Source organism: Clostridium sp. SHJSY1 (assembly GCF_031626875.1).
Lineage (GTDB): Bacteria > Bacillota > Clostridia > Clostridiales > Clostridiaceae > Clostridium.
On record NZ_JANDMF010000007.1, the window covers coordinates 1 to 18,857 of the forward strand.

Consider the following 18,857-nt stretch of genomic DNA (forward strand, 5'->3'; position numbering starts at 1 on the left):
CATTCTTCTTTATAGTTCTTGCAGTTTTCTCAATACTTTCAGCTCTAGTTGTAATCCCAATTCCTGAATTAGAGCAAGAAATTGAAAAGAAAGAAGCAGCTTAGTATTTTAGGCAATTTTAAAACAATTTAAAGACTATAAGTCTCATATTTTAATGTTATGGAAATGTTTTTGGAAATTTTACAAAAAGAGATACTATTTTTGCAAATAAATAAGACTAGTTTCTTGTTTGTAAATGATAGTATTTATATAAATTGAAAAAGTAGTTTCGCAGTAAGAAGAGGAGAATGAATATGGTAGATTTAAAAGCAAAACCTTTTTATTTAAAGGATAAAGATATTATATGGGTAGAGAGAACATTTGGTGAAATGGATTTAAATGAAAAAATAGGACAACTATTTTGCCCTGTTGGTGTTACAGATAATGAAGAAGAGTTAAAAGCATTTTTGACAAAGATAAAACCTGGTGGAATGATGTATAGGCCAGGAAAAGGTGAAGAAATAAGAAAAATTCATAAGGTTCTTCAAGATAATTCTAAAATTCCACTTCTTCTTTCAGCAAACCTTGAAGCAGGGGGAAATGGGATTGCAACAGATGGAACCTATTTTGGAAAGCAGATGGAAGTTGCTGCTACTGATGATGAGAGCATGGCATATAAATTGGGTTTGGTTTCAGCTAGAGAGGGTCGTGCAGCTGGATGTAACTGGGCTTTTGCACCAATCGTAGATATAGATATGAATTTTAGAAATCCTATAACTAATGTAAGAACTTATGGAAGTCATCCCAATAAGGTAGTTAGAATGGCGAAAGAATGTATGAAAGGTATAAATGAAGCAGGCCTTGCAGTATCTATAAAACATTTTCCAGGGGATGGAGTAGATGAAAGAGATCAACATCTTTTAAGTTCTGTAAATTCATTATCAGTGGAAGAATGGGATAAAACTTATGGAATGATATATAAGGAATTAATAGAAGCAGGAGCTCAAACTGTGATGGCAGGACATATTCTATTACCTAGTTATAGCAAAAAACTTAATCCAAGTTTAAAGGATGAAGAAATAATGCCAGCGACTTTATCAAAAGAATTATTAAATGGATTGTTAAGAGAAAAATTAGGATTTAATGGACTTATAGTTACAGATGCAACTCCTATGATTGGATTTAATGTTGCAGAAAGAAGAGAGATATCAGTACCAAAATCTATAGCTTCTGGATGTGATATGTTCTTATTTAATAAAAATGTAGAAGAAGATTTTAATTTCATGTTAAATGGAATAGAAAATGGAATTTTATCTATTGAAAGAGTGGATGAGGCTGTTATAAGAATTTTAGCAACTAAAGCTTCTTTAGGATTACACAAGCAAAAAGAAGAAGGTACTTTAATTTTAAAGGAAAAGGAATTAAGTGTTTTAAAGTGTGAAGAACACGAAACTTGGGCAAGAGAATGTGCAGATAAATCTGTAACTTTAGTTAAGGATACTCAAAACCTTTTACCAATAACTCCAGAAAAGTATAAAAGAATTAGATTATATGTGTTAGGTGATAGTGATGATGGTGGCTTTAAAGAAGGAGAAAAAGCAAGTGATAAAGTAAAAGAAAAGCTTGAAAAGGAAGGCTTTGAAGTTGATGTGTTTGATAACAAAAGATTAGACTTTAGAGAAATATTTCAGGGTGGAGTGGAAGAATTAAAATCAAAATATGATTTAATTTTATACCTTGCAAATATAGAAACAGCCAGTAACCAAACAACAGTAAGAATAGATTGGATACACTTGATGGCAGCAAATGCTCCATGGTTTGTAAATGATATCCCAACTATGTTTATATCTATGGCGAATCCATATCACTTATTAGATGTACCTATGATTAAGACATTTATAAACGCCTATTCATCTAGTGAATATGTAGTAGATGCAGTAATTGAAAAAATCACAGGAAAATCTGAATTTAAAGGAATTAGTCCTGTAGATCCATTCTGCAATGTGTGGGGAGCAAAATTTTAAGCTTGAGAGGTGTAAAAAATGAGTATTAAAGCAGTAATTTTTGATTTAGATGGAGTTATAGTTTCAACAGATGAGTATCATTATAGAGCTTGGAAGAAGATGACTGATGATGAAGGAATATATTTTGATAGAACAATAAATGAGAGACTTCGTGGAGTTAGCAGAATGGAAAGCTTAGAAATAATTTTAGAAAAAGCTAAAAAGACATACAATAATGAAGAAAAAAATCAAATGGCAGAAAAGAAGAATTATTTATATAGAGAGTTACTAAATCAGCTTACTCCAAATGATATATTGCCAGGGGTTATGAAAGTACTTGGAGATTTAAAAGAAAATAATATAAAAGTAGCTATTGGATCATCAAGTAAAAATACTCCATTTATTCTTGAAAAAATAGGACTTAAAAATTATTTTGATGGAGTTGCTGATGGTAATGGGATAGAAAATAGTAAGCCAGATCCAGAAGTCTTCTTACTTGCAGCAAGTAAGTTAGGGATAAATTCAAAGGAGTGTTTAGTAGTTGAAGATGCTGACGCTGGTGTTGAAGCAGCTATTGCTGGTGGAATGAAAGTTTTAGCTGTTGGCTATGCTTCAAACAATCTTAAATCAAATTATAGATTTAAAGATTTATCTTTTGTTGATGTAAAGGATTTGATTAGTTAGTTATCTAAAGTTTTAATTTTTTAGTAAGAGGTGTAACACATGAAAATAATTAGAATGAAAACAAATCATATAAGGAATCCATTAGGATTTTATTTAGGAAAACCTAAGTTTTCATATGTAGTAACAGATACTAATGCAATAAAGCAAGAAGCTGCTCAGATAGAAGTAGCTCTTGATGAAGGATTTAATGAAATAGTTTTTGATAGTGGGAAAAAAGAAAATATAGATAGTCTTGGATATGAATTAGATATAGAATTAAAGTCTTACACTAGGTACTATTGGAGAGTAAAAGTTTGGGCTGATAATGATGAAAATGCAGTTAGTGATATAGCTTGGTTTGAAACAGGTAAAATAGGTGAAGTATGGAGTGGAATATGGATAACTCCAGAAATAAATAAAGATATACATCCAGTTATAATTAAAGAATTTAATATTGAAAAGAAAATAAAATCAGCTCGTGCCTATGTTTGTGGTTTAGGGCTTTATGAAATAAACATTAATAATAGGAAGGCAGGAGAAGAATACCTTACTCCAAATTGTAATGCCTATGATAAGTGGATTCAATATCAAACTTATGATATTGCTGATAGTTTAAAGTTAGGTGAAAACAAGATAGAAGTGATGTTGGGAAATGGATGGTACAAAGGTAGATTTGGATTTGAGGGTGGAGCAGTAGAAATATATGATGATAAATTTGCACTATTATGTGATATAGTTGTAAATTTTGAAGATGGAACAAATACTATCATAAAATCAGATACTACATGGAAGTGCAGAGAAAGCAAAATCAAATTTAGTGATATATATGATGGAGAAATGCAAGATGATTCTTTTAAAGGTGAAAAAACTTATAATGTAAAAGAGATAGAGTTAGGCTATGGAAGACTAAAAGAAAGATTAAGCTTGCCAGTTGTTATTAAGGAAGAAATTAAACCAATTGAAATTATAAAAACACCTCTTGGAGAAACTGTATTAGATATGGGACAAAATATGGTGGGATGGATAAAATTTAAAACTAGTGCTCCTAAAGGGACGAAAATTATACTTGAATATGGGGAATTACTTCAAGAGGGTAATTTCTACAAAGATAATTTACGTACTGCCAAAGCGAAGTTTGAATATATATCAGATGGCTTAGAAAAAGAAGTTAGACCTTATTTTACTTTCTATGGATTTAGATATGTAAAAATAACTGGATGGATAGGTGAAGTTAAGGTAGAAGATTTTACAGGTTGTGTTTTATATTCTGATATGGAAACAACAGGGCATATAGAAACTAGTAATCAATTAGTTAATAAGTTGTTTTTAAATGCTTTATGGGGACAAAAAGGGAATTTCTTAGATGTTCCTACAGATTGCCCACAAAGAGATGAAAGAATGGGATGGACAGGAGATGCACAAGTTTTCTCAGGGACAGCAGCATTCAATATGGACACATATGCATTCTTTAGTAAATATGGATTTGACCTTTATGCTGAACAAAAGTCATTTAATGGAATGGTTCCAATGGTAGTACCATCAATTAACATGACAAGTGGAGGGTCTAGTGCATGGGGAGATGCAGCTACCATTATTCCATGGACAATGTATCTATATCATGGGGATAAAAGAATTTTAGAAAATCAATTTGATAGTATGAAATCTTGGGTTGATTATATTAGAAGAGCTGTTGAAAAAAGTGGCTCAAGGAGATTATGGACTACAGGTTTCCACTTTGGAGATTGGCTAGCTTTAGATGGAGAAAATCCAAGTATGCCAACTGGTGGGACAGAAGAAAGTTATATAGCATCAGCATATTATTGTTATTCCTCTATGTTAGTGGCCAAAGCAGCTAAAGTTATAGGAAAAGAAGACATATCAAAAGAATATGAAACTTTATCAAGGGAAATAAGAGAAGCTATAATAGATGAGTATTTTACTAAAAATGGACGTTTAGCCTTAAAAAATCAAACAGCATATATAGTTGCACTATTTATGGGGTTAGCACCTGAAGAACATAAAGAAAGGGTAGCTAAAGATTTGTTTGATAGAATATCAAAGGATAAAGGATACTTAAAAACAGGTTTTGTAGGAAGTCCATATATATGCAGGGTTTTATCAGAAAATGGGTATAATGAAATGGCTTATAAACTACTATTGAATAAGGATTATCCAAGTTGGTTGTATCCAGTTACCATGGGGGCAACAACTATTTGGGAGCGTTGGGATTCCGTACTTCCTGATGGAAAAATAAGTGGAACAGATATGAATTCATTAAATCATTATGCATATGGTTCAATTGCAGAGTGGATGTATAGAATTATGTGTGGAATAAATCCAGTTGAAGACGCTCCAGGATTTAGGCATGTTAAACTTACACCAATGCCAGATTATCGTTTTAAATATGCAAAATCAAGTTTTAATTCCCCAGTAGGTTTATATGAAAGTGGATGGAATATAGAAGAGGATGGAAGTTTAGAATTTAAATTTATTATACCATTTAATGCATCAGCAACATTAATATTGCCACATGTAAGATTAGATAAATTATATGTAAATGGAGAACTATTAAAGGAAAGTAAATTAAAAGTTAATAGTGATGAATCAATTAATTTAGTAAGTGGAACCTATGTATTTAAGTATATACCTACAGAATCTTATATTAAATATTACAATATAAATATGAGTTTATCAGAATTGTTAGAAAACCAGGAAGTTAAACAAGTATTTTCTGAAGAATTAAAATCAGCTTTAGAATTACCAGAAGACATGATTAAAAATGTTGGATCTATGTCTATTAGAGAATTATCTCATTTGCCATTTTTTAATGTAAGTGAAGAGGAAATGAATAAAACAGATGAGAAATTAAATAAAATAAAAATAGATATTGGAATAATATAACTGGCATAAAGGGATAGATGTGTAGTATACTATGTTCATATCAAATAATTAATAAATCAGTTAACCTTGAAGATAGTGAGTAGAAGTTAATTTTACTTACTATCTTCTAATGTTTTTTAGATTAATGCTACATAAGATTACATAATCATTATCTGTAATTATTATAGACTTTGTTTTCCTTCCATAATTAGCATTTATCAGCCTGCCTAGAATTTTGGCTTGTTGAATTACTTTTTTTCCTTTCAGTGATTCAGGTTTTAATATATCTACAATCCTATTTGAAGCAATTAAATTTCCATGACCTATTTTGATTAAATTAACTTGCATAAATATACCTCGATTTCTATTATTTACAATATAATCTATATCTAATATAAAGGAAGTTTATGCCAATACTGTGACAATATTATTAAAAAAAGATTATAATAGATGAAAAAATGATTATCTTTTTTATAATTTTATTATTTATACAAAGTAATCTAGTGCGAGTTTGTTTCAATAGAATCAAGTATTATTGGGATATTTTTTGATATTTGTTTTTCATTTGTTTCACTAATAGTAACTCTAAAGTAATTATTACATCTATATTCTTTAAGAAAACATTCACGAGTATCAAATAGCTTAATGTTTTTATGATATAGTGAAGTCAGTATTTTATCATAATTTAAAGGATTATATGTATAAATGCAGCCAAAATATCCAGAGTTAGGAATGTTATATAGTATATTTCTGTGTCTATATTCTGATAAGGACTTTTTTAAGCAATTCATACGATTGCTGTATAAATTAACTAATTGTTTCATGTGGGAATCAAACATACCATTCTTTATATATATTTCTAAAGCTCCCTGTGACAAAATTGGACTGGTAATATCAGACCATCTTTTGTATTCTAAAAAAATATTAATTAAGAGGTCAGGTAATATAAGTGCAGCAACTCTTAAGCCAGGCATTAATACTTTTGAATAACTTTTTAAATAAATCACTCTAGATAATGTATCATAAGAAATCATAGGATCATTTTTTTTATTTATATCTAAATCAGCAGCAATGTCATCTTCGACTATATACACATCGTATTTTTCCGCTAGTCTAATAATTTCTTGCTTTTCAAATCTGTTATATGAAGTTCCAGTTGGATTGTGAAATCTAGGTATACTATAGAAAAATTTAATATTACCATATTTAAATAACTTCTCTAATTCATCTAAATCTATTCCATTAAAACCTCTGTTTACACCAAGTGTTGGAATATTGTTAAGTTCTAAAAATTTTATCATTCCATAGTATGTAGGTTGCTCGACAAGAATGTTGGTTTTACCATTTGGAAAAGGCATAACAGATAAAATGTTTAAAGCCTGTTGAGAACTTGAGGTGATGATTATGTTATTAGGTTTGGTAAATATTTGATAATTTTGAATGTGTTTTACCAATACATTAATTAAAGAATTTAATCCTCTAGGATCAGAATAAGTAAAAAGTTTTTCTTTATATAATTCTATGGATTTGTTTAAGCAATGTTGAAAATTTTCATATGGAAAAGTTTCAGAATTCAAATTTACAGCTGAAAAATCTATTAGAGATTGTTTAGAAGAAATTTCATTATGAAAATCATTGACTAAATAATATCCACTTTTAGGTACTGGATAGATAATATGATCATGCTCAAGTTTTTCATAAGCTTTTAAAACTGTACCTGTGCTGCAGTGAAACAGTTCTTTTAGAGATCTTATAGAAGGCAACTTTTGAGGATGGTTAAGTTTTTGATGTTTTATATCATTTCTTATGTATTCAATAATTTCTTCATACTTTAGCATTTTATAAAGCTCCTTTAAAGTTGTACTAGTACAGAATGTTATTTTTTTCGTTGATATATAGATTACACTATAATACCATAATTGTATAGCAAATTTTAGTTAAGAGTGAATATTTATGAGGATACATAAAACCTAGAGAGTATAGGTATCATGAAAAACTTAATTAAAATATTAAATTATTATGAGGTGTCAAAATGAAAAAAAATGAAATATTAAAGAGTATATTAGATGCTGGAGTTATTGCAGTAATTAGAGGTGATTCAAAGGAACAAGCAAATAGAATAGTAGATGCTTCAGTAAAGGGTGGGATAAAAATTATGGAACTTACAATGACAGTTCCAGAACCATTAGAAATGCTAAAAGAAGCCATTGAAAAATATAGAGGTACAGATGTAATCGTTGGAGCAGGAACTGTTTTAGATTCTGAAACAGCTAGAGCATGTATACTTTCTGGAGCACAATTTATTGTAAGTCCAAGTTTAGATGTATATACATTAAAACTTTGCAATAGATATAAAGTTTTAGTTATGCCAGGAATTATGACTGTTAAAGATGCAATAACTGCTTTAGAATATGGGGTTGATATAATCAAAATATTCCCAGGTAATTTGTATGGACCATCTGTAATTAAATCATTTAAAGGGCCACTTCCACAAGGAGATTTTATGCCAACAGGTGGAGTTTCAGTTGAAAACTTACATGAGTGGATAGAAGCAGGTGCTGTTGCTATTGGAACTGGTAGCAATCTAACAAAAGGAGCATCAACTGGGGATTATGATGCAGTTGAAAATGAAGCTAGAAGATTTATTGAAGCATATAAAAAAGCTAAGCAAGATTAATATAAGAAAAATTAAAATCTTTTACTTCCATTATGGGAATTTATAAAGAAAGGTTAACAGGGACATATATGATAAGGCCAAGAATAAATAATGATTTCTAACAATTAAGATTTTTAATAATTTCTAATAAAAATAATACAGTAGGTAATATTAATTCAGAATCAATAGTGTCTAATGTGTCTAATGATGTATGTGTATAATCGAGAGCACCATCATAAAAGTCAGATGATGTAACAGCTAAACAAGGAATTTCATTAAAGGCAAATGTACAATGGTCACCAGCAAACCATTTATCACCTTTTACTATATGTTTATTATTTTGAATTATATTATCTAGTTGAGTGACTATGTTATTTTCAAGGTTATAATATGAAATTGCTGTTTTTGAATTTTGGTGACAAGGTGAATCTATATTTATTACTAATTTAATTTTAGATTTTTCTTCAATGATATAGTCAAAATATTTCAGTTGTCCATTAACACCAAAATATTCTTCACTATTGAATGGGACAAAATCTATATCAAATTTTGTTTCTATAGATTTTAAACTTTCCATTAACTTCATCAAAACAGCAACACCAGTAGCATTGTCAAGGGCTCCTTTAGTGTTGTATTTACTGTCCATATGTGCACATATTATAATTTTTCCAAGACTTTTTTTAACTTTTTTAGAAGCAACTAGTTGTTTACTTTTACTAGGTTTATTTTTAGATTTGATTTCTAATTGTATATCTGATTTGTTCTTAATAAGTTCTAAAATTTCAGGTAATAAGTTGTGGCTTGCATAAGCAGTAGGAATTAAGAAATTCCCATCTTCAAACATTGGAAATGGATTCATTCCGTTAAATTGACTTTTTCCGGTTAAAGAAATTATAGCTTTAGGGTTTTGGATTTCTAATATAGAAATAATTTCCTTGTGCTCATTTGGATAATAAAAAGGAAAATCTTTTGGTTGCAAAGCACCTTGAGCTAAACTACCATAAATAATTAAGATTTTATCTTTTAATTGTTTTTCTTTTAGTTCTTCTATGGAATTTATAAAAAGTACTTTTCCAGTTCCATTAAAGTATTGTGAAAATGGACTAGCAGAAATACTTAGTTTAATTGCACCAATTGTTAAAATAGATTCTCCATATTCCCAAACAATACAATCAAATGGTAAAGAAGTAACACTATATCCTTCATTTATAAATAGCTCTTCCATATATTTTAGAAGAATATCATTTTTTTCAGTACCCACTGGACGTTCTATTGTAACTCTTTGTAAAAAATCTAAACTATTAATCATAAAAGCATTCTCCTTATTCTATAAACTAATTGTGATGTACTAATGAGGTTTATTGTTATATATACACTGACTAGCTCAAAAAAACTTCTCTATCTATATAATAACATAATTTGGATATTTACCAAGTGGAAATAGTACATCAATTCTTATGTATTAACTTAATTATCTCACTAAAACCTATTGACCTTAACCCTGAGTAAAAGTGTATTGTATAAATATACCAGCGGAGAAAAGGAGAGATAAAATGAAAATTACAGCAATCAGATCAGATAAAATCTATAGAAAAATGGTTCTAGCAAAAATAAATGAGCGTGATGATATCTACAGATATGAGCTTATGAAACCATTTGAATTTAAGTGGTCATGCACTCAAACTCCACTTAAAGCTAAGGATGAAGGTGGATATGATGTTATTACAGCAAGCACTATGGCAGGTGGCTTTTTACCTAGACAAATAGATAAGGAACGAACTGAGGATGTTGAAAAAATAAGTGATGAAAAGTTATGGGATGAATGTGAAGAAAGTATTAGAAAAACACTCAATGGATTTGAAGAGGATGGTATTTTACTTCCTATACAAGAATATATTTTTACTATTTTGCTAAATGATCCATTAAATCCAATGTCAAAGATGACAGGAGATTATTGTGGTGATGGTGGAATTCCAGGATATATTATTGGAACTATAATTCCAAATGAGAAATCACTTAAAATGCTACCAGTTGCATTAGCTCATGAAGCTAATCACAATGTAAGATGGCAATTTATGAAATGGAGCAATGAAATAACCTTAGGAGATATGATTGTTAGCGAAGGGTTAGCAGAAAATTTTGCTACACTTGTGTTTGGGGAAGATAAGGTTGGATTTTGGGTTAAAAATACAACAACAGAAGCCTTAAATACAGTTATAAAACCTGCAATTAAAGAAAATTTAAACTGTAATGATTTTAACAAAATTTCAGCATTTCTTTATGGGGATGAAATTATTGCAATGCGTGGAGTAGAATCTGTGGGCATGCCTTATTGTGCAGGATATGCATGTGGATATCATTTAATAAAACATTACCTTGAGAAAACTGGCAAAACAATATTTGAAGCAACTATTACAGAAACTTCTGATATTTTAAAAGAAACTGAAAAGTTTTGGAATGAAGAGTAGTTAAAGAGGGCAATAGCTCAATGTCATTAACTTAATGACATTGAGGAACCAACTGTTCGTTTGCCAGAAGAACCTTGCATAATACAAGGAGATGAACAAGGGATGAAAAGAATATTTTCAAATATTATATTTAATGCAATCATACATGGTAAAGGGGAATATTGCTTTGGAATCAAGGAATCAAATGGGTACATATTCACTTTTTCTAATGTAAGTGAACCTATGACTAGAGATGATTTAGATAATATTTTTGAACGTTTTTATACAAAGGATCAATCTAGAAATAAAAAGACTACAGGATTAGGACTGGCAATAGCTAAGGAAATTACTAAACAGCTGAATGGAAAGATAAAGGCTTTTTATAATAATGGGAGATTCTTAATTACTGTTTCATTTCCTAAAGTTTGATTTCTTGAAGTTATATAGAAAACTAAAATTAAAAAGGTGACTGTTTGTTAAAGAAAAGAGAAGATAATGCTAACTAGGCATAATTTTCTCTTTTTATATTAAATAGAACTTTCTGATTCAAATATTTAATTTTCAAATTAATATATTTAATATATTAATGAAAAAGTATAAAAATATTTAATATTAATATTGATTTTTTTAATTATGGTAGTATAATGAAATTATGGAGGGTGATTAGTATGACATATAAAATAATAACTCAGTGCCCTGTATGTTCTTCCAAACTTAATGTTACAAAACTAAAATGTAAAAAGTGCAACACTGTTATTGAAAATGACTTCGAATTGTCTAAGTTCTCTTATTTAACCATGGAACAGCTAAATTTTGTTGAGGTCTTTATAAAATGCAGAGGTAATATTAAAGATGTAGAAAAGGAACTAGGAATATCATACCCTACAGTTCGAGGTAAACTAGAGGATTTAATTGTATCCTTAGGATATACACAAATGACTAAAAAAGAAGATAACAGAGCTGAAGTAATTGATAAGCTTGAAAAGGGAGAAATTACAGCTGAGCAAGCATTAGATTTATTAAGAAAATAGTATTTAAAGGAGTGTATTAAATGAATGAAGAGGTTATGAAAGTATTGAAAATGTTGGAAGAGGGAAAAATAGATTCACAAAAAGCTGGTGAATTAATAGAAGCTTTAAATGAAACAAAAAAAGTTGTTTCAATTGCTGAGAATAATGTAGATAAAATGCTTAAAATTAAGGTTAACTCATCAACTGGAGATAATGTAAATATAAATATACCTGTAAAGTTTATAAAAACTTTAGGAAATGCCATTAAGAGAATACCTAAGATAGAAGGAGTCGAAGGCATTGAGGATATAGATATACAAGCTATTCTTCAAGCTGTATCTGAGGGATTAGATGGAAAGATTGTAGATGTGAAGAGTGAAAAGGGAGACAATGTGGAAATTGTAGTTGAGTAGCATCACTGAAGGGGAATATTATTATGAGAATTTATATAAGAGAAGAAACAGGAAAAAAAATTTTTATTCCTGTGCCCTTAAGCATTGCAGGTGCTGCCTGCAAAATAGCTAATTTTATATGTAAGAGGATAGATAAGCATATTGATAATCAGACAAAAGAAATATTGGATTGTATAGATTTCGATGAACTTGCAAAGAGCTTGAAACATTTGAAAGGCTACAAAGGATTGAAAATGGTGGAAGTAAAATCACGGCAAGGTGATGAAGTAACTATAATTCTGTAGTTTATTTATAACTTTCATTGACTTATAATAACTTGTTAGATATAATTTATGTAAAAAATAAATAAAAGCTTGTGCTTTCATCACCGGATGATTGCATTATGAGGCATCCAAAAGCCAACCGTAGGTACGGTGTGTTTTCACACTATAAGGTTAGCTTCTGGATGTCTTTTGTTTTGAAGGAGGTTAAAAAATGAAAGTCAAATACTTTGATTACTTACCAGAAGAAGCTAGAATAATAAGAAGTGAGGTATTTGTAAAAGAACAAGGATTTATTGAAGAATTTGATGAAATTGATGGTGCTGCTAAGCATATAGTTATATATGAAATGGAAGTACCAATCTCAACATGTAGAATTTACTTTAATAGCACAAAACAATCATTTGTTATAGGAAGAGTTGCTGTTGTAAAGGAATGGAGAGGAAAAGGTATTGGAGAAAGAACTCTTGATGTAGCAGAGGATATTATCAAGCAAGATGCTGGGAAAAGTGTAATGCTATCAGGACAGTTACAAGCTATAGCGTTTTATGAAAAGCAAGGGTATAAAAAGCAAGGAGAAGTACATTTTGAAGAGGAATGTCCACATATTTGGATGAAAAAAGATTTAGGAGGCATAGATAAATGAATATAAATTATTTAATGCCTCTTTTGATAGTAGTTATATGTAATTTATTCTATCATTTAATCAGTAAAAATATTGAAAGTAACACAAACATATTTATTGGTTTGTTTGTAACCTATGGAGTTGCTTGTTTAATAAGTGTTGTTACATTTCTAATTACTTCAAAAAATTATTTTGTTATGGAGCTTACAAAAGTCAGTATATCAAATATTCTGTTAGGACTAGTTGTAGTTGGGATTGAAGGTGGTTATATTTTTATGTATCGCAGTGGATGGGAACTCAGTAAAGGCTCATTGATGGCAAATATGAGTATAGCAATCATTCTTTTAATTGTTGGTGCAATAGTGTTTAAAGAGGGAATCACAATAAAGAAGTTAGTGGGTATGGTTTTATGTATTATGGGAATTTTTTTTAATTAATAAATAGACAAACAAATATATGAATTTAGTGGAAGCGTCTAAAGATTTTAATTGCTTACATATAAAGATAATCAGCGTATTCTTGGAATATATATGTTTATGGAAACTTAAAAAGTAATTTTTTGATTGATAGAAGGAGTTATAAATTGTGAAAAATGAAATTAAAAAAGAATTACAAGAATTTCACAAAAGGATAGAAGAAGTTAAAGTTTTAGGAATAGTATTAAATTCTTATACAACTAGTATTGATGTAGAGGACAATGATATACTTTTTGATTTATATGAATTCTTTTGTGAACATCTTGAAGAAATTCAAAATCAATGTATATCTGTTTATATTCAGATATACTCATGGCAGTTTCAGTCATATCATGAGGGAGTTTCAACTTATTATACTAACTTTTATGGAAATTCAGATTATGATACAATACAAAAAACTGATGATTACTTAAAAAAATCTACATATAGTGAACTTTCAAAATGGTATTCATTAGGAGTACATGATTATAGTAATTATATAAATAAAAAATACCCAAATGGATGGGTTAATGAAACAAAAATAATAGATGAATGGATACAATATAATGAAAAAATCATATTTGAATTTATGCTCCATCTATGTTTAAATATTTTCTCACTATTAAGAGAAGAAAAGCTAGATAATAAAACAAAATAAAAATTACTAAGAAGAGTATACTTAATAAATGAATTATGTTGAAATATATACTATGTTAAAAATAAAGTTATAATGGTATTATTTTGAATATATCTTATAAAAAACTTTATGAAAATAAATCAATTAAAGTATTTTTGTAGATTATTTTACATTTTTATGAAAAAGTGATAAAATAAACGTATACAAAAAGAATGGAGTTGATTTTATGAAAAAAAGAAATATTACTGTTGTTTTATGTGCATTATTAATTGTACAAGCTATACCATTTACTCAAGCTAGTGCTGCTACAGAAAGCAAAGCACAAGCATTATCTACAGTTGAAACTGTTGCTCAATATACCAATAAAGATTTGCAAAGTAGTAATTTTGAAACGTTAAGTAAAGGTTCTTCAAAATCACTTACATTATCGGAAAAAAGACAGGCTGTTGTAAAAGAAGCTAAAAAATACTTAGGTAAGCCTTATAAATATGGGGCTAGTGGACCTAATGCTTTTGATTGCTCAGGATTGACATCATATGTTTATAAGAAGGCTTTAGGAATTAACATAACAAGAACAACGTCAACACAAGTTAATCAAGGTATAGCAGTAAGTAAAAAAGATCTTCAACCAGGAGATTTAGTATTCCCACATAGTGGACATGTTCAAATATATATTGGTAATGGACAAGTAATACATGCACCACATACAGGTGATGTAGTTAAAATAGCAAAACTAGGAACAGTGTGGAAAGCAAGAAGAATAATACATTAAAATAATTTAATTAAAGGCTATATTTCAATATTATGTTGAAATATAGCCTTTTAAAAATCATAAATATAAAATGATTTTATTTAGGGTTTCTTTATAATTAATTTTACTAAAATAAGTTGTATTAACACGAATCACTTCTCAAGCAATACTAAAATCAAATCTTTGAATTTCAACATATATGTATAAAATCTTTATTTTACATAAATTGTATAGAAATAACACATGTACAAAGTCGACAAATTTTGATAAAATATATTCAATATATTGCTCTTAAAAACTAAATATACTAAATTGAGTGGGGAAATGGGGTTACTGGTAAAATATTTAATTATATTATTTATACTACAATAAAGAAAAACAAGCCATAACTGTAGTATAAAAAGATAATCAAAATACCTAGATAGGGGAACCTTATTAAAATATGAAGTTTAAAGTCTACAGATAAACCTATCAGTTGTTTCAATATATTCTTTTAAATTTTTTCAATGGATTAATATATCCTTTATATAATATAAATTTATCAAATTTCAAGTTTAACTTAATAAAAAAGGTTGGAATAATTCTATGTAATTAATTCTAACACTATCTCGAATTAGATTTCAATAGCTATAAAAAATATAGGATAAAAATAATATATAAAGTGGAAAATAATAAAAGATAGAAAGAAGAAGAGAAATAGTGAATTATCCATAAAAGGAGTGAAGTTTACATGAAAGATTACATTGGAATAGGTGAAAGCCATGATATACAAACAGCAGTACAAGAAGCTACTAATGGACTTAGCAATCCAAAAGCAATATTTATCTTTTCAAAGGCAAGTAAATTTAAAGAAGTTGTTTCATTAATTAATCAAAAGTATCCAAACACAATTGTTATTGGAACAACAGGATATAGTTTTGCAAATAGAAGTGTAGTAAGAGATAATGTCGTAATATGGGCTATAACTGGTGGAGTAGAAATAGGAGTTGGTGTTTTAGAAAATGCTAAAACAGCGCCAGTAAAATACATTAAGACATTACAAAATAGGATCCAAAGAATTAATCCAGGTGAAGATAATACAATTTGTTTAGAATTTTGCACAAGTGGAGAAGAAAAGATAGTCTCTACAATTTCTTCAGCTATAAACATGAAGAATATACCATTGATTGGAGGAACTGCACAAGGTGTAGATAGAGATGGTGGTAAATATGTATCATTAAATGGAAAGTTATACACTGATGCTTGTGTATATGCTTTGATAAAAAACACAGAGGGCAAAGTAAAAGTTTATAGTGAAAATATTTATAAAGAAAAAAGTAAAAATTATATAGCAACTAAGGTTGATGTGGAAAATAGAAAGATAATAGAATTAAATGGAAGAAATGCAGCAGAGGTTTATTGTGAAGCTTTGGGAATATCAAAGGATGAAATAACTGATTGCGTTATTGAAAATCAGTGGAGTTATAGAGGTAATAGTAGGGTATTAGTACAGGGGGTATCAAATGGAGCTCTTGCAAATCCATTGGCAAGAGTAATAGGAAAAGAAGAATTTTTAGCAGCAATTAAGTCAGTAGATGAAAAAGGGGCTTTAAGTTGTTATAAAAGAATTAATCAAAATGATGTTTTGAATATACTAGAATTAAGAGATTATAGAGATGTAGTTTATGATACATTAAGAAATATTAGAAGAGATTTTCCTAAGATATCAGGTGTATTTTCAATAAACTGTATATATAGATTTTCATTATTTGAAAATATAAAATTTACTGAAGAATATGTGGATTTAATGAGCTCAGTAGGGCGACATGTAGGAATTGTAAGTGAAGGTGAACAATATATTAATCAGCATGTAAATCAAACAATGGTATGTGCTGTTTTTGAATAATGGAGGTGACATATAGTGGGCTTATTTGATAAAATGAATTTTTTTAAACGTAAAATAGGTGAAGAAAATAATATAGTAAGTAAAGAAGTAAAAGTAAAACAAGGAGACTTAAGTGAAGAAGTATATCCTCTTGCATATTCTGTAGGATATTTAAAAAATAGAACAAATGATCTAGTTGATGAAGAAACTGGCACAGCAGAAAGAATAAAAGGAATTGAAGAATCATTTGTAGAAGTAAGAGATAAGGCAGATGAAATAAGTAGATCAATAACAAATTTTACTGGACAATTTAATGAAATAGAAAATTTTTCATATGAATTTAACAATAAAATTATGAATATATTAAAATCTGTACAAGATTCACATAATAAAGTTTTAAATTTGAGAGATAGTTCAAAATTAGTAGAAGAGAGTTTTGAAGTTATTGGAAGCATTCTTGAAAGTTTTGAGAAACCTCATATTGAAATAAAGGATTATACAACTAAAATTATGAACATTGCTGATAAAAGCAATTTACTGGCATTAAAATTATCTACAGAAGCGGGAAAAGATGGAGAAGAAAAAAAAGAAGTTACAGATGCTATTAAAGAGATAGTAGAATTAACTGAAGAAATTAAGAAGTTAGGAGAAGTTGCAACTGTTAGTGTGGAAGATATAGAGAAGGACACAAATCAACTAAATATTTTCCTTAAAAACTTTAAAAAAGCTATAAATAAAAGTTATGAACTAGCAAATGATACTGAAGAAGTTTTTTCAAATATAAAAGAAAATGTTCATGGTGTTAATAATATTAATGAAATGATTTCAATCATATTGAAAGAATCTAATACAGAAGTAAAAAATATAAGAGAAAATATAAGAGACTCTCACCAATATTATAATGTAGTTACAGAGTATATTGAAAATTTAAATAGCCAAATGACTAATAAAGGTATAATTTTTGAAGATATTGCAAATTTCTTGGAGCAAATGGATTATTTATTAGATGATATAGATAACAAGAGATAATTTAATATTAAATATAAGCATAAAAATGCTAACATATACAGAATAAACAAACATCCCTAGTTACCATTAACGTGACTAGGGATGTTTGTTTATAACTAAGTTCTTTTATAAAAATACATTTTAAAAGAATATTCAGATGAAGCAAGAGGAAACATAGAAATATATGATTTGTTTATTATATTATTAAAGAAATGTATGGATAATTTATAGATTAAAGTACATTAAAAGGAGGAGTTTAAGTGAAAAAATTTTTCAAATGTCTAATGTTTTTAACTGTTATATTAAACTTGACTGTTAATATGTCATGTTTTGCAATGGATTTACCAAATGAAAATAGTATATCAATGCAAACAGTAGATAGGTTGCAAAAGATAAAAGAGAAAGGCGAATTAACTGTATTATCATTTAATATAGTACCATATTCTTATAGAGATTCTCAAACAGGTGAGTTCAGTGGCTTTGATGCAGAAATTATAAAAGAGGTAGCTAAACGTCTAGGAGTTAAAAAAGTGAATGTAAAATACATTTCACTTTCTAATGCATTGCAAGAGTTTATTAATGACCCAAATATTGATTTAGTAGCCCAAGAAATTAGTATAACAGATGAACGTAAAAAATTATTAGCTTTTACAATTCCAATGTACACTCAAAGTGATGTTATGTTGACCTTAAAGAATTCTAATATTAATAGTAAAGAAGACTTAAAGGGTAAAACTATTGGTATACTTGGAGGCACAACTTATGAAGAGATAGTTAAAGATTGGAAGAATAAAGGAGCTATTAAAGATTTTATGGCTTTTTATGATAACAACTCTTTAATATTAGCATTAGAAAATAAAACTATAGATGCTATAATGACAGAATCTTTAATAGCAAAAAGTACTCTTTTGTCTAAAACTAAATCAAATTTTAAATTATTATCACCAAACCAATATAAACCAGAAATATCTTCTTATTCAGCATATCCTTTAAAGAAAGAAGATGTTACATTGTTAAATGCAATAAATGAAAAGTTGCAAGAGATGAAGAGTGATGGAACTATATATGAGATATTTTCTAAATATGCTTTAACAGAGGATTATATTCCTAAATAATTATTATGTAATTTATATAAGGGGATTTATTTATAAAAAGATAGGCTGTTTCAAAACTAACTATATTAGTTTTGAAACAGCATTGTAGAGA

The 18,857-nt window shown here is 28.4% G+C and carries 19 protein-coding genes; 16 read left to right on the forward strand and 3 right to left on the reverse strand.

Annotated features, from left to right (window positions below; all coding sequences use genetic code 11):
• The first annotated feature begins 293 nt into the window (after positions 1 to 293).
• From NNC19_RS05645 to NNC19_RS05655, 3 genes are read left to right on the forward strand one after another with little or no spacing between them, the layout of a single operon-like run.
• Positions 294 to 2,003, forward strand: coding sequence for a glycoside hydrolase family 3 N-terminal domain-containing protein (locus NNC19_RS05645; RefSeq protein ID WP_310937650.1), 1,710 nt, complete (start codon positions 294 to 296; stop codon positions 2,001 to 2,003).
• 18 nt (positions 2,004 to 2,021) lie between these two features.
• Positions 2,022 to 2,666, forward strand: a complete 645-nt coding sequence (gene pgmB, locus NNC19_RS05650; protein ID WP_310937651.1) for a beta-phosphoglucomutase — start codon at positions 2,022 to 2,024, stop codon at positions 2,664 to 2,666.
• Between the two features lie 39 nt (positions 2,667 to 2,705).
• On the forward strand, positions 2,706 to 5,546 hold the full coding sequence (locus tag NNC19_RS05655; RefSeq protein ID WP_310937652.1) for a family 78 glycoside hydrolase catalytic domain: 2,841 nt from the start codon (positions 2,706 to 2,708) through the stop codon (positions 5,544 to 5,546).
• Between the two features lie 99 nt (positions 5,547 to 5,645).
• Here NNC19_RS05655 and NNC19_RS05660 read toward each other — a convergent pair whose 3' ends face one another.
• Both NNC19_RS05660 and NNC19_RS05665 read right to left on the reverse strand, forming a co-directional pair.
• Positions 5,646 to 5,873 (reverse strand): extracellular matrix/biofilm biosynthesis regulator RemA family protein, encoded by a 228-nt coding sequence (locus tag NNC19_RS05660; RefSeq protein WP_310937653.1) that lies wholly within the window; start codon positions 5,871 to 5,873, stop codon positions 5,646 to 5,648.
• Positions 5,874 to 6,025: 152 nt separating this feature from the next.
• Entirely contained in the window at positions 6,026 to 7,363 is a 1,338-nt protein-coding gene (locus NNC19_RS05665) for a PLP-dependent aminotransferase family protein (RefSeq protein ID WP_310937654.1), read from the reverse strand.
• Positions 7,364 to 7,557: 194 nt separating this feature from the next.
• On the opposite strand from NNC19_RS05665, the gene NNC19_RS05670 reads away from it, so the two are divergent.
• A complete protein-coding gene (locus tag NNC19_RS05670; RefSeq protein WP_310937655.1) occupies positions 7,558 to 8,202 on the forward strand; it encodes a bifunctional 4-hydroxy-2-oxoglutarate aldolase/2-dehydro-3-deoxy-phosphogluconate aldolase in 645 nt (214 codons plus the stop codon).
• Between the two features lie 97 nt (positions 8,203 to 8,299).
• Here the strand turns inward: NNC19_RS05670 and NNC19_RS05675 are convergent, their stop codons facing one another.
• Positions 8,300 to 9,490 carry a M28 family metallopeptidase gene (locus tag NNC19_RS05675; RefSeq protein ID WP_310937656.1) on the reverse strand — a complete coding sequence of 397 codons (1,191 nt, stop codon included), beginning with the start codon at positions 9,488 to 9,490 and terminating at the stop codon, positions 8,300 to 8,302.
• A gap of 244 nt (positions 9,491 to 9,734) precedes the next feature.
• Here NNC19_RS05675 and NNC19_RS05680 point away from each other — a divergent pair, with 244 nt between their 5' ends.
• From NNC19_RS05680 to NNC19_RS05735, 12 genes are all read left to right on the forward strand, one after another.
• Positions 9,735 to 10,649 carry a DUF2268 domain-containing protein gene (locus NNC19_RS05680; protein ID WP_310937657.1) on the forward strand — a complete coding sequence of 305 codons (915 nt, stop codon included), beginning with the start codon at positions 9,735 to 9,737 and terminating at the stop codon, positions 10,647 to 10,649.
• 60 nt (positions 10,650 to 10,709) lie between these two features.
• A complete protein-coding gene (locus NNC19_RS05685) occupies positions 10,710 to 11,057 on the forward strand; it encodes a HAMP domain-containing sensor histidine kinase (RefSeq protein WP_310937658.1) in 348 nt (115 codons plus the stop codon).
• A 239-nt stretch (positions 11,058 to 11,296) separates the two neighbouring features.
• On the forward strand, positions 11,297 to 11,659 hold the full coding sequence (locus NNC19_RS05690; RefSeq protein ID WP_310937659.1) for a DUF2089 domain-containing protein: 363 nt from the start codon (positions 11,297 to 11,299) through the stop codon (positions 11,657 to 11,659).
• A gap of 20 nt (positions 11,660 to 11,679) precedes the next feature.
• A complete protein-coding gene (locus NNC19_RS05695; protein WP_310937660.1) occupies positions 11,680 to 12,051 on the forward strand; it encodes an SHOCT-like domain-containing protein in 372 nt (123 codons plus the stop codon).
• A 23-nt stretch (positions 12,052 to 12,074) separates the two neighbouring features.
• A complete protein-coding gene (locus tag NNC19_RS05700; RefSeq protein WP_310937661.1) occupies positions 12,075 to 12,335 on the forward strand; it encodes a hypothetical protein in 261 nt (86 codons plus the stop codon).
• Positions 12,336 to 12,525: 190 nt separating this feature from the next.
• Complete coding sequence (locus tag NNC19_RS05705) at positions 12,526 to 12,957, forward strand: GNAT family N-acetyltransferase (protein ID WP_310937662.1); 432 nt, start codon at positions 12,526 to 12,528, stop codon at positions 12,955 to 12,957.
• Positions 12,954 to 13,373: a transporter gene (locus tag NNC19_RS05710; protein WP_310937663.1), complete on the forward strand. Its 420-nt coding sequence runs from the start codon at positions 12,954 to 12,956 to the stop codon at positions 13,371 to 13,373. Before NNC19_RS05705 ends, NNC19_RS05710 begins: the two co-directional genes overlap by 4 nt.
• A gap of 148 nt (positions 13,374 to 13,521) precedes the next feature.
• The gene (locus NNC19_RS05715) at positions 13,522 to 14,049 is read left to right on the forward strand and encodes a hypothetical protein (protein ID WP_310937664.1); all 528 of its coding nucleotides are present in this window, start codon (positions 13,522 to 13,524) and stop codon (positions 14,047 to 14,049) included.
• Between the two features lie 205 nt (positions 14,050 to 14,254).
• The gene (locus NNC19_RS05720) at positions 14,255 to 14,800 is read left to right on the forward strand and encodes a C40 family peptidase (RefSeq protein WP_310937665.1); all 546 of its coding nucleotides are present in this window, start codon (positions 14,255 to 14,257) and stop codon (positions 14,798 to 14,800) included.
• A gap of 709 nt (positions 14,801 to 15,509) precedes the next feature.
• The gene (locus NNC19_RS05725; protein ID WP_310937666.1) at positions 15,510 to 16,664 is read left to right on the forward strand and encodes an FIST N-terminal domain-containing protein; all 1,155 of its coding nucleotides are present in this window, start codon (positions 15,510 to 15,512) and stop codon (positions 16,662 to 16,664) included.
• Positions 16,665 to 16,697: 33 nt separating this feature from the next.
• Positions 16,698 to 17,672, forward strand: a complete 975-nt coding sequence (locus NNC19_RS05730) for a methyl-accepting chemotaxis protein (protein ID WP_310937667.1) — start codon at positions 16,698 to 16,700, stop codon at positions 17,670 to 17,672.
• A 239-nt stretch (positions 17,673 to 17,911) separates the two neighbouring features.
• Positions 17,912 to 18,766 (forward strand): transporter substrate-binding domain-containing protein, encoded by an 855-nt coding sequence (locus tag NNC19_RS05735; RefSeq protein WP_310937668.1) that lies wholly within the window; start codon positions 17,912 to 17,914, stop codon positions 18,764 to 18,766.
• The last annotated feature ends 91 nt before the right edge of the window (positions 18,767 to 18,857 follow it).

What these genes read in the sequence shown, in the direction of transcription:
- NNC19_RS05645 (WP_310937650.1), top strand. Translation starts at nt 294, where the DNA reads ATGGTAGATTTAAAAGCAAAACCTTTTTATTTAAAGGATAAAGATATT.
- pgmB (WP_310937651.1), top strand. Translation starts at nt 2,022, where the DNA reads ATGAGTATTAAAGCAGTAATTTTTGATTTAGATGGAGTTATAGTTTCA.
- NNC19_RS05655 (WP_310937652.1), top strand. Translation starts at nt 2,706, where the DNA reads ATGAAAATAATTAGAATGAAAACAAATCATATAAGGAATCCATTAGGA.
- NNC19_RS05660 (WP_310937653.1), bottom strand. Translation starts at nt 5,873, where the DNA reads ATGCAAGTTAATTTAATCAAAATAGGTCATGGAAATTTAATTGCTTCA.
- NNC19_RS05665 (WP_310937654.1), bottom strand. Translation starts at nt 7,363, where the DNA reads ATGCTAAAGTATGAAGAAATTATTGAATACATAAGAAATGATATAAAA.
- NNC19_RS05670 (WP_310937655.1), top strand. Translation starts at nt 7,558, where the DNA reads ATGAAAAAAAATGAAATATTAAAGAGTATATTAGATGCTGGAGTTATT.
- NNC19_RS05675 (WP_310937656.1), bottom strand. Translation starts at nt 9,490, where the DNA reads ATGATTAATAGTTTAGATTTTTTACAAAGAGTTACAATAGAACGTCCA.
- NNC19_RS05680 (WP_310937657.1), top strand. Translation starts at nt 9,735, where the DNA reads ATGAAAATTACAGCAATCAGATCAGATAAAATCTATAGAAAAATGGTT.
- NNC19_RS05690 (WP_310937659.1), top strand. Translation starts at nt 11,297, where the DNA reads ATGACATATAAAATAATAACTCAGTGCCCTGTATGTTCTTCCAAACTT.
- NNC19_RS05695 (WP_310937660.1), top strand. Translation starts at nt 11,680, where the DNA reads ATGAATGAAGAGGTTATGAAAGTATTGAAAATGTTGGAAGAGGGAAAA.
- NNC19_RS05700 (WP_310937661.1), top strand. Translation starts at nt 12,075, where the DNA reads ATGAGAATTTATATAAGAGAAGAAACAGGAAAAAAAATTTTTATTCCT.
- NNC19_RS05705 (WP_310937662.1), top strand. Translation starts at nt 12,526, where the DNA reads ATGAAAGTCAAATACTTTGATTACTTACCAGAAGAAGCTAGAATAATA.
- NNC19_RS05710 (WP_310937663.1), top strand. Translation starts at nt 12,954, where the DNA reads ATGAATATAAATTATTTAATGCCTCTTTTGATAGTAGTTATATGTAAT.
- NNC19_RS05720 (WP_310937665.1), top strand. Translation starts at nt 14,255, where the DNA reads ATGAAAAAAAGAAATATTACTGTTGTTTTATGTGCATTATTAATTGTA.
- NNC19_RS05725 (WP_310937666.1), top strand. Translation starts at nt 15,510, where the DNA reads ATGAAAGATTACATTGGAATAGGTGAAAGCCATGATATACAAACAGCA.
- NNC19_RS05730 (WP_310937667.1), top strand. Translation starts at nt 16,698, where the DNA reads ATGAATTTTTTTAAACGTAAAATAGGTGAAGAAAATAATATAGTAAGT.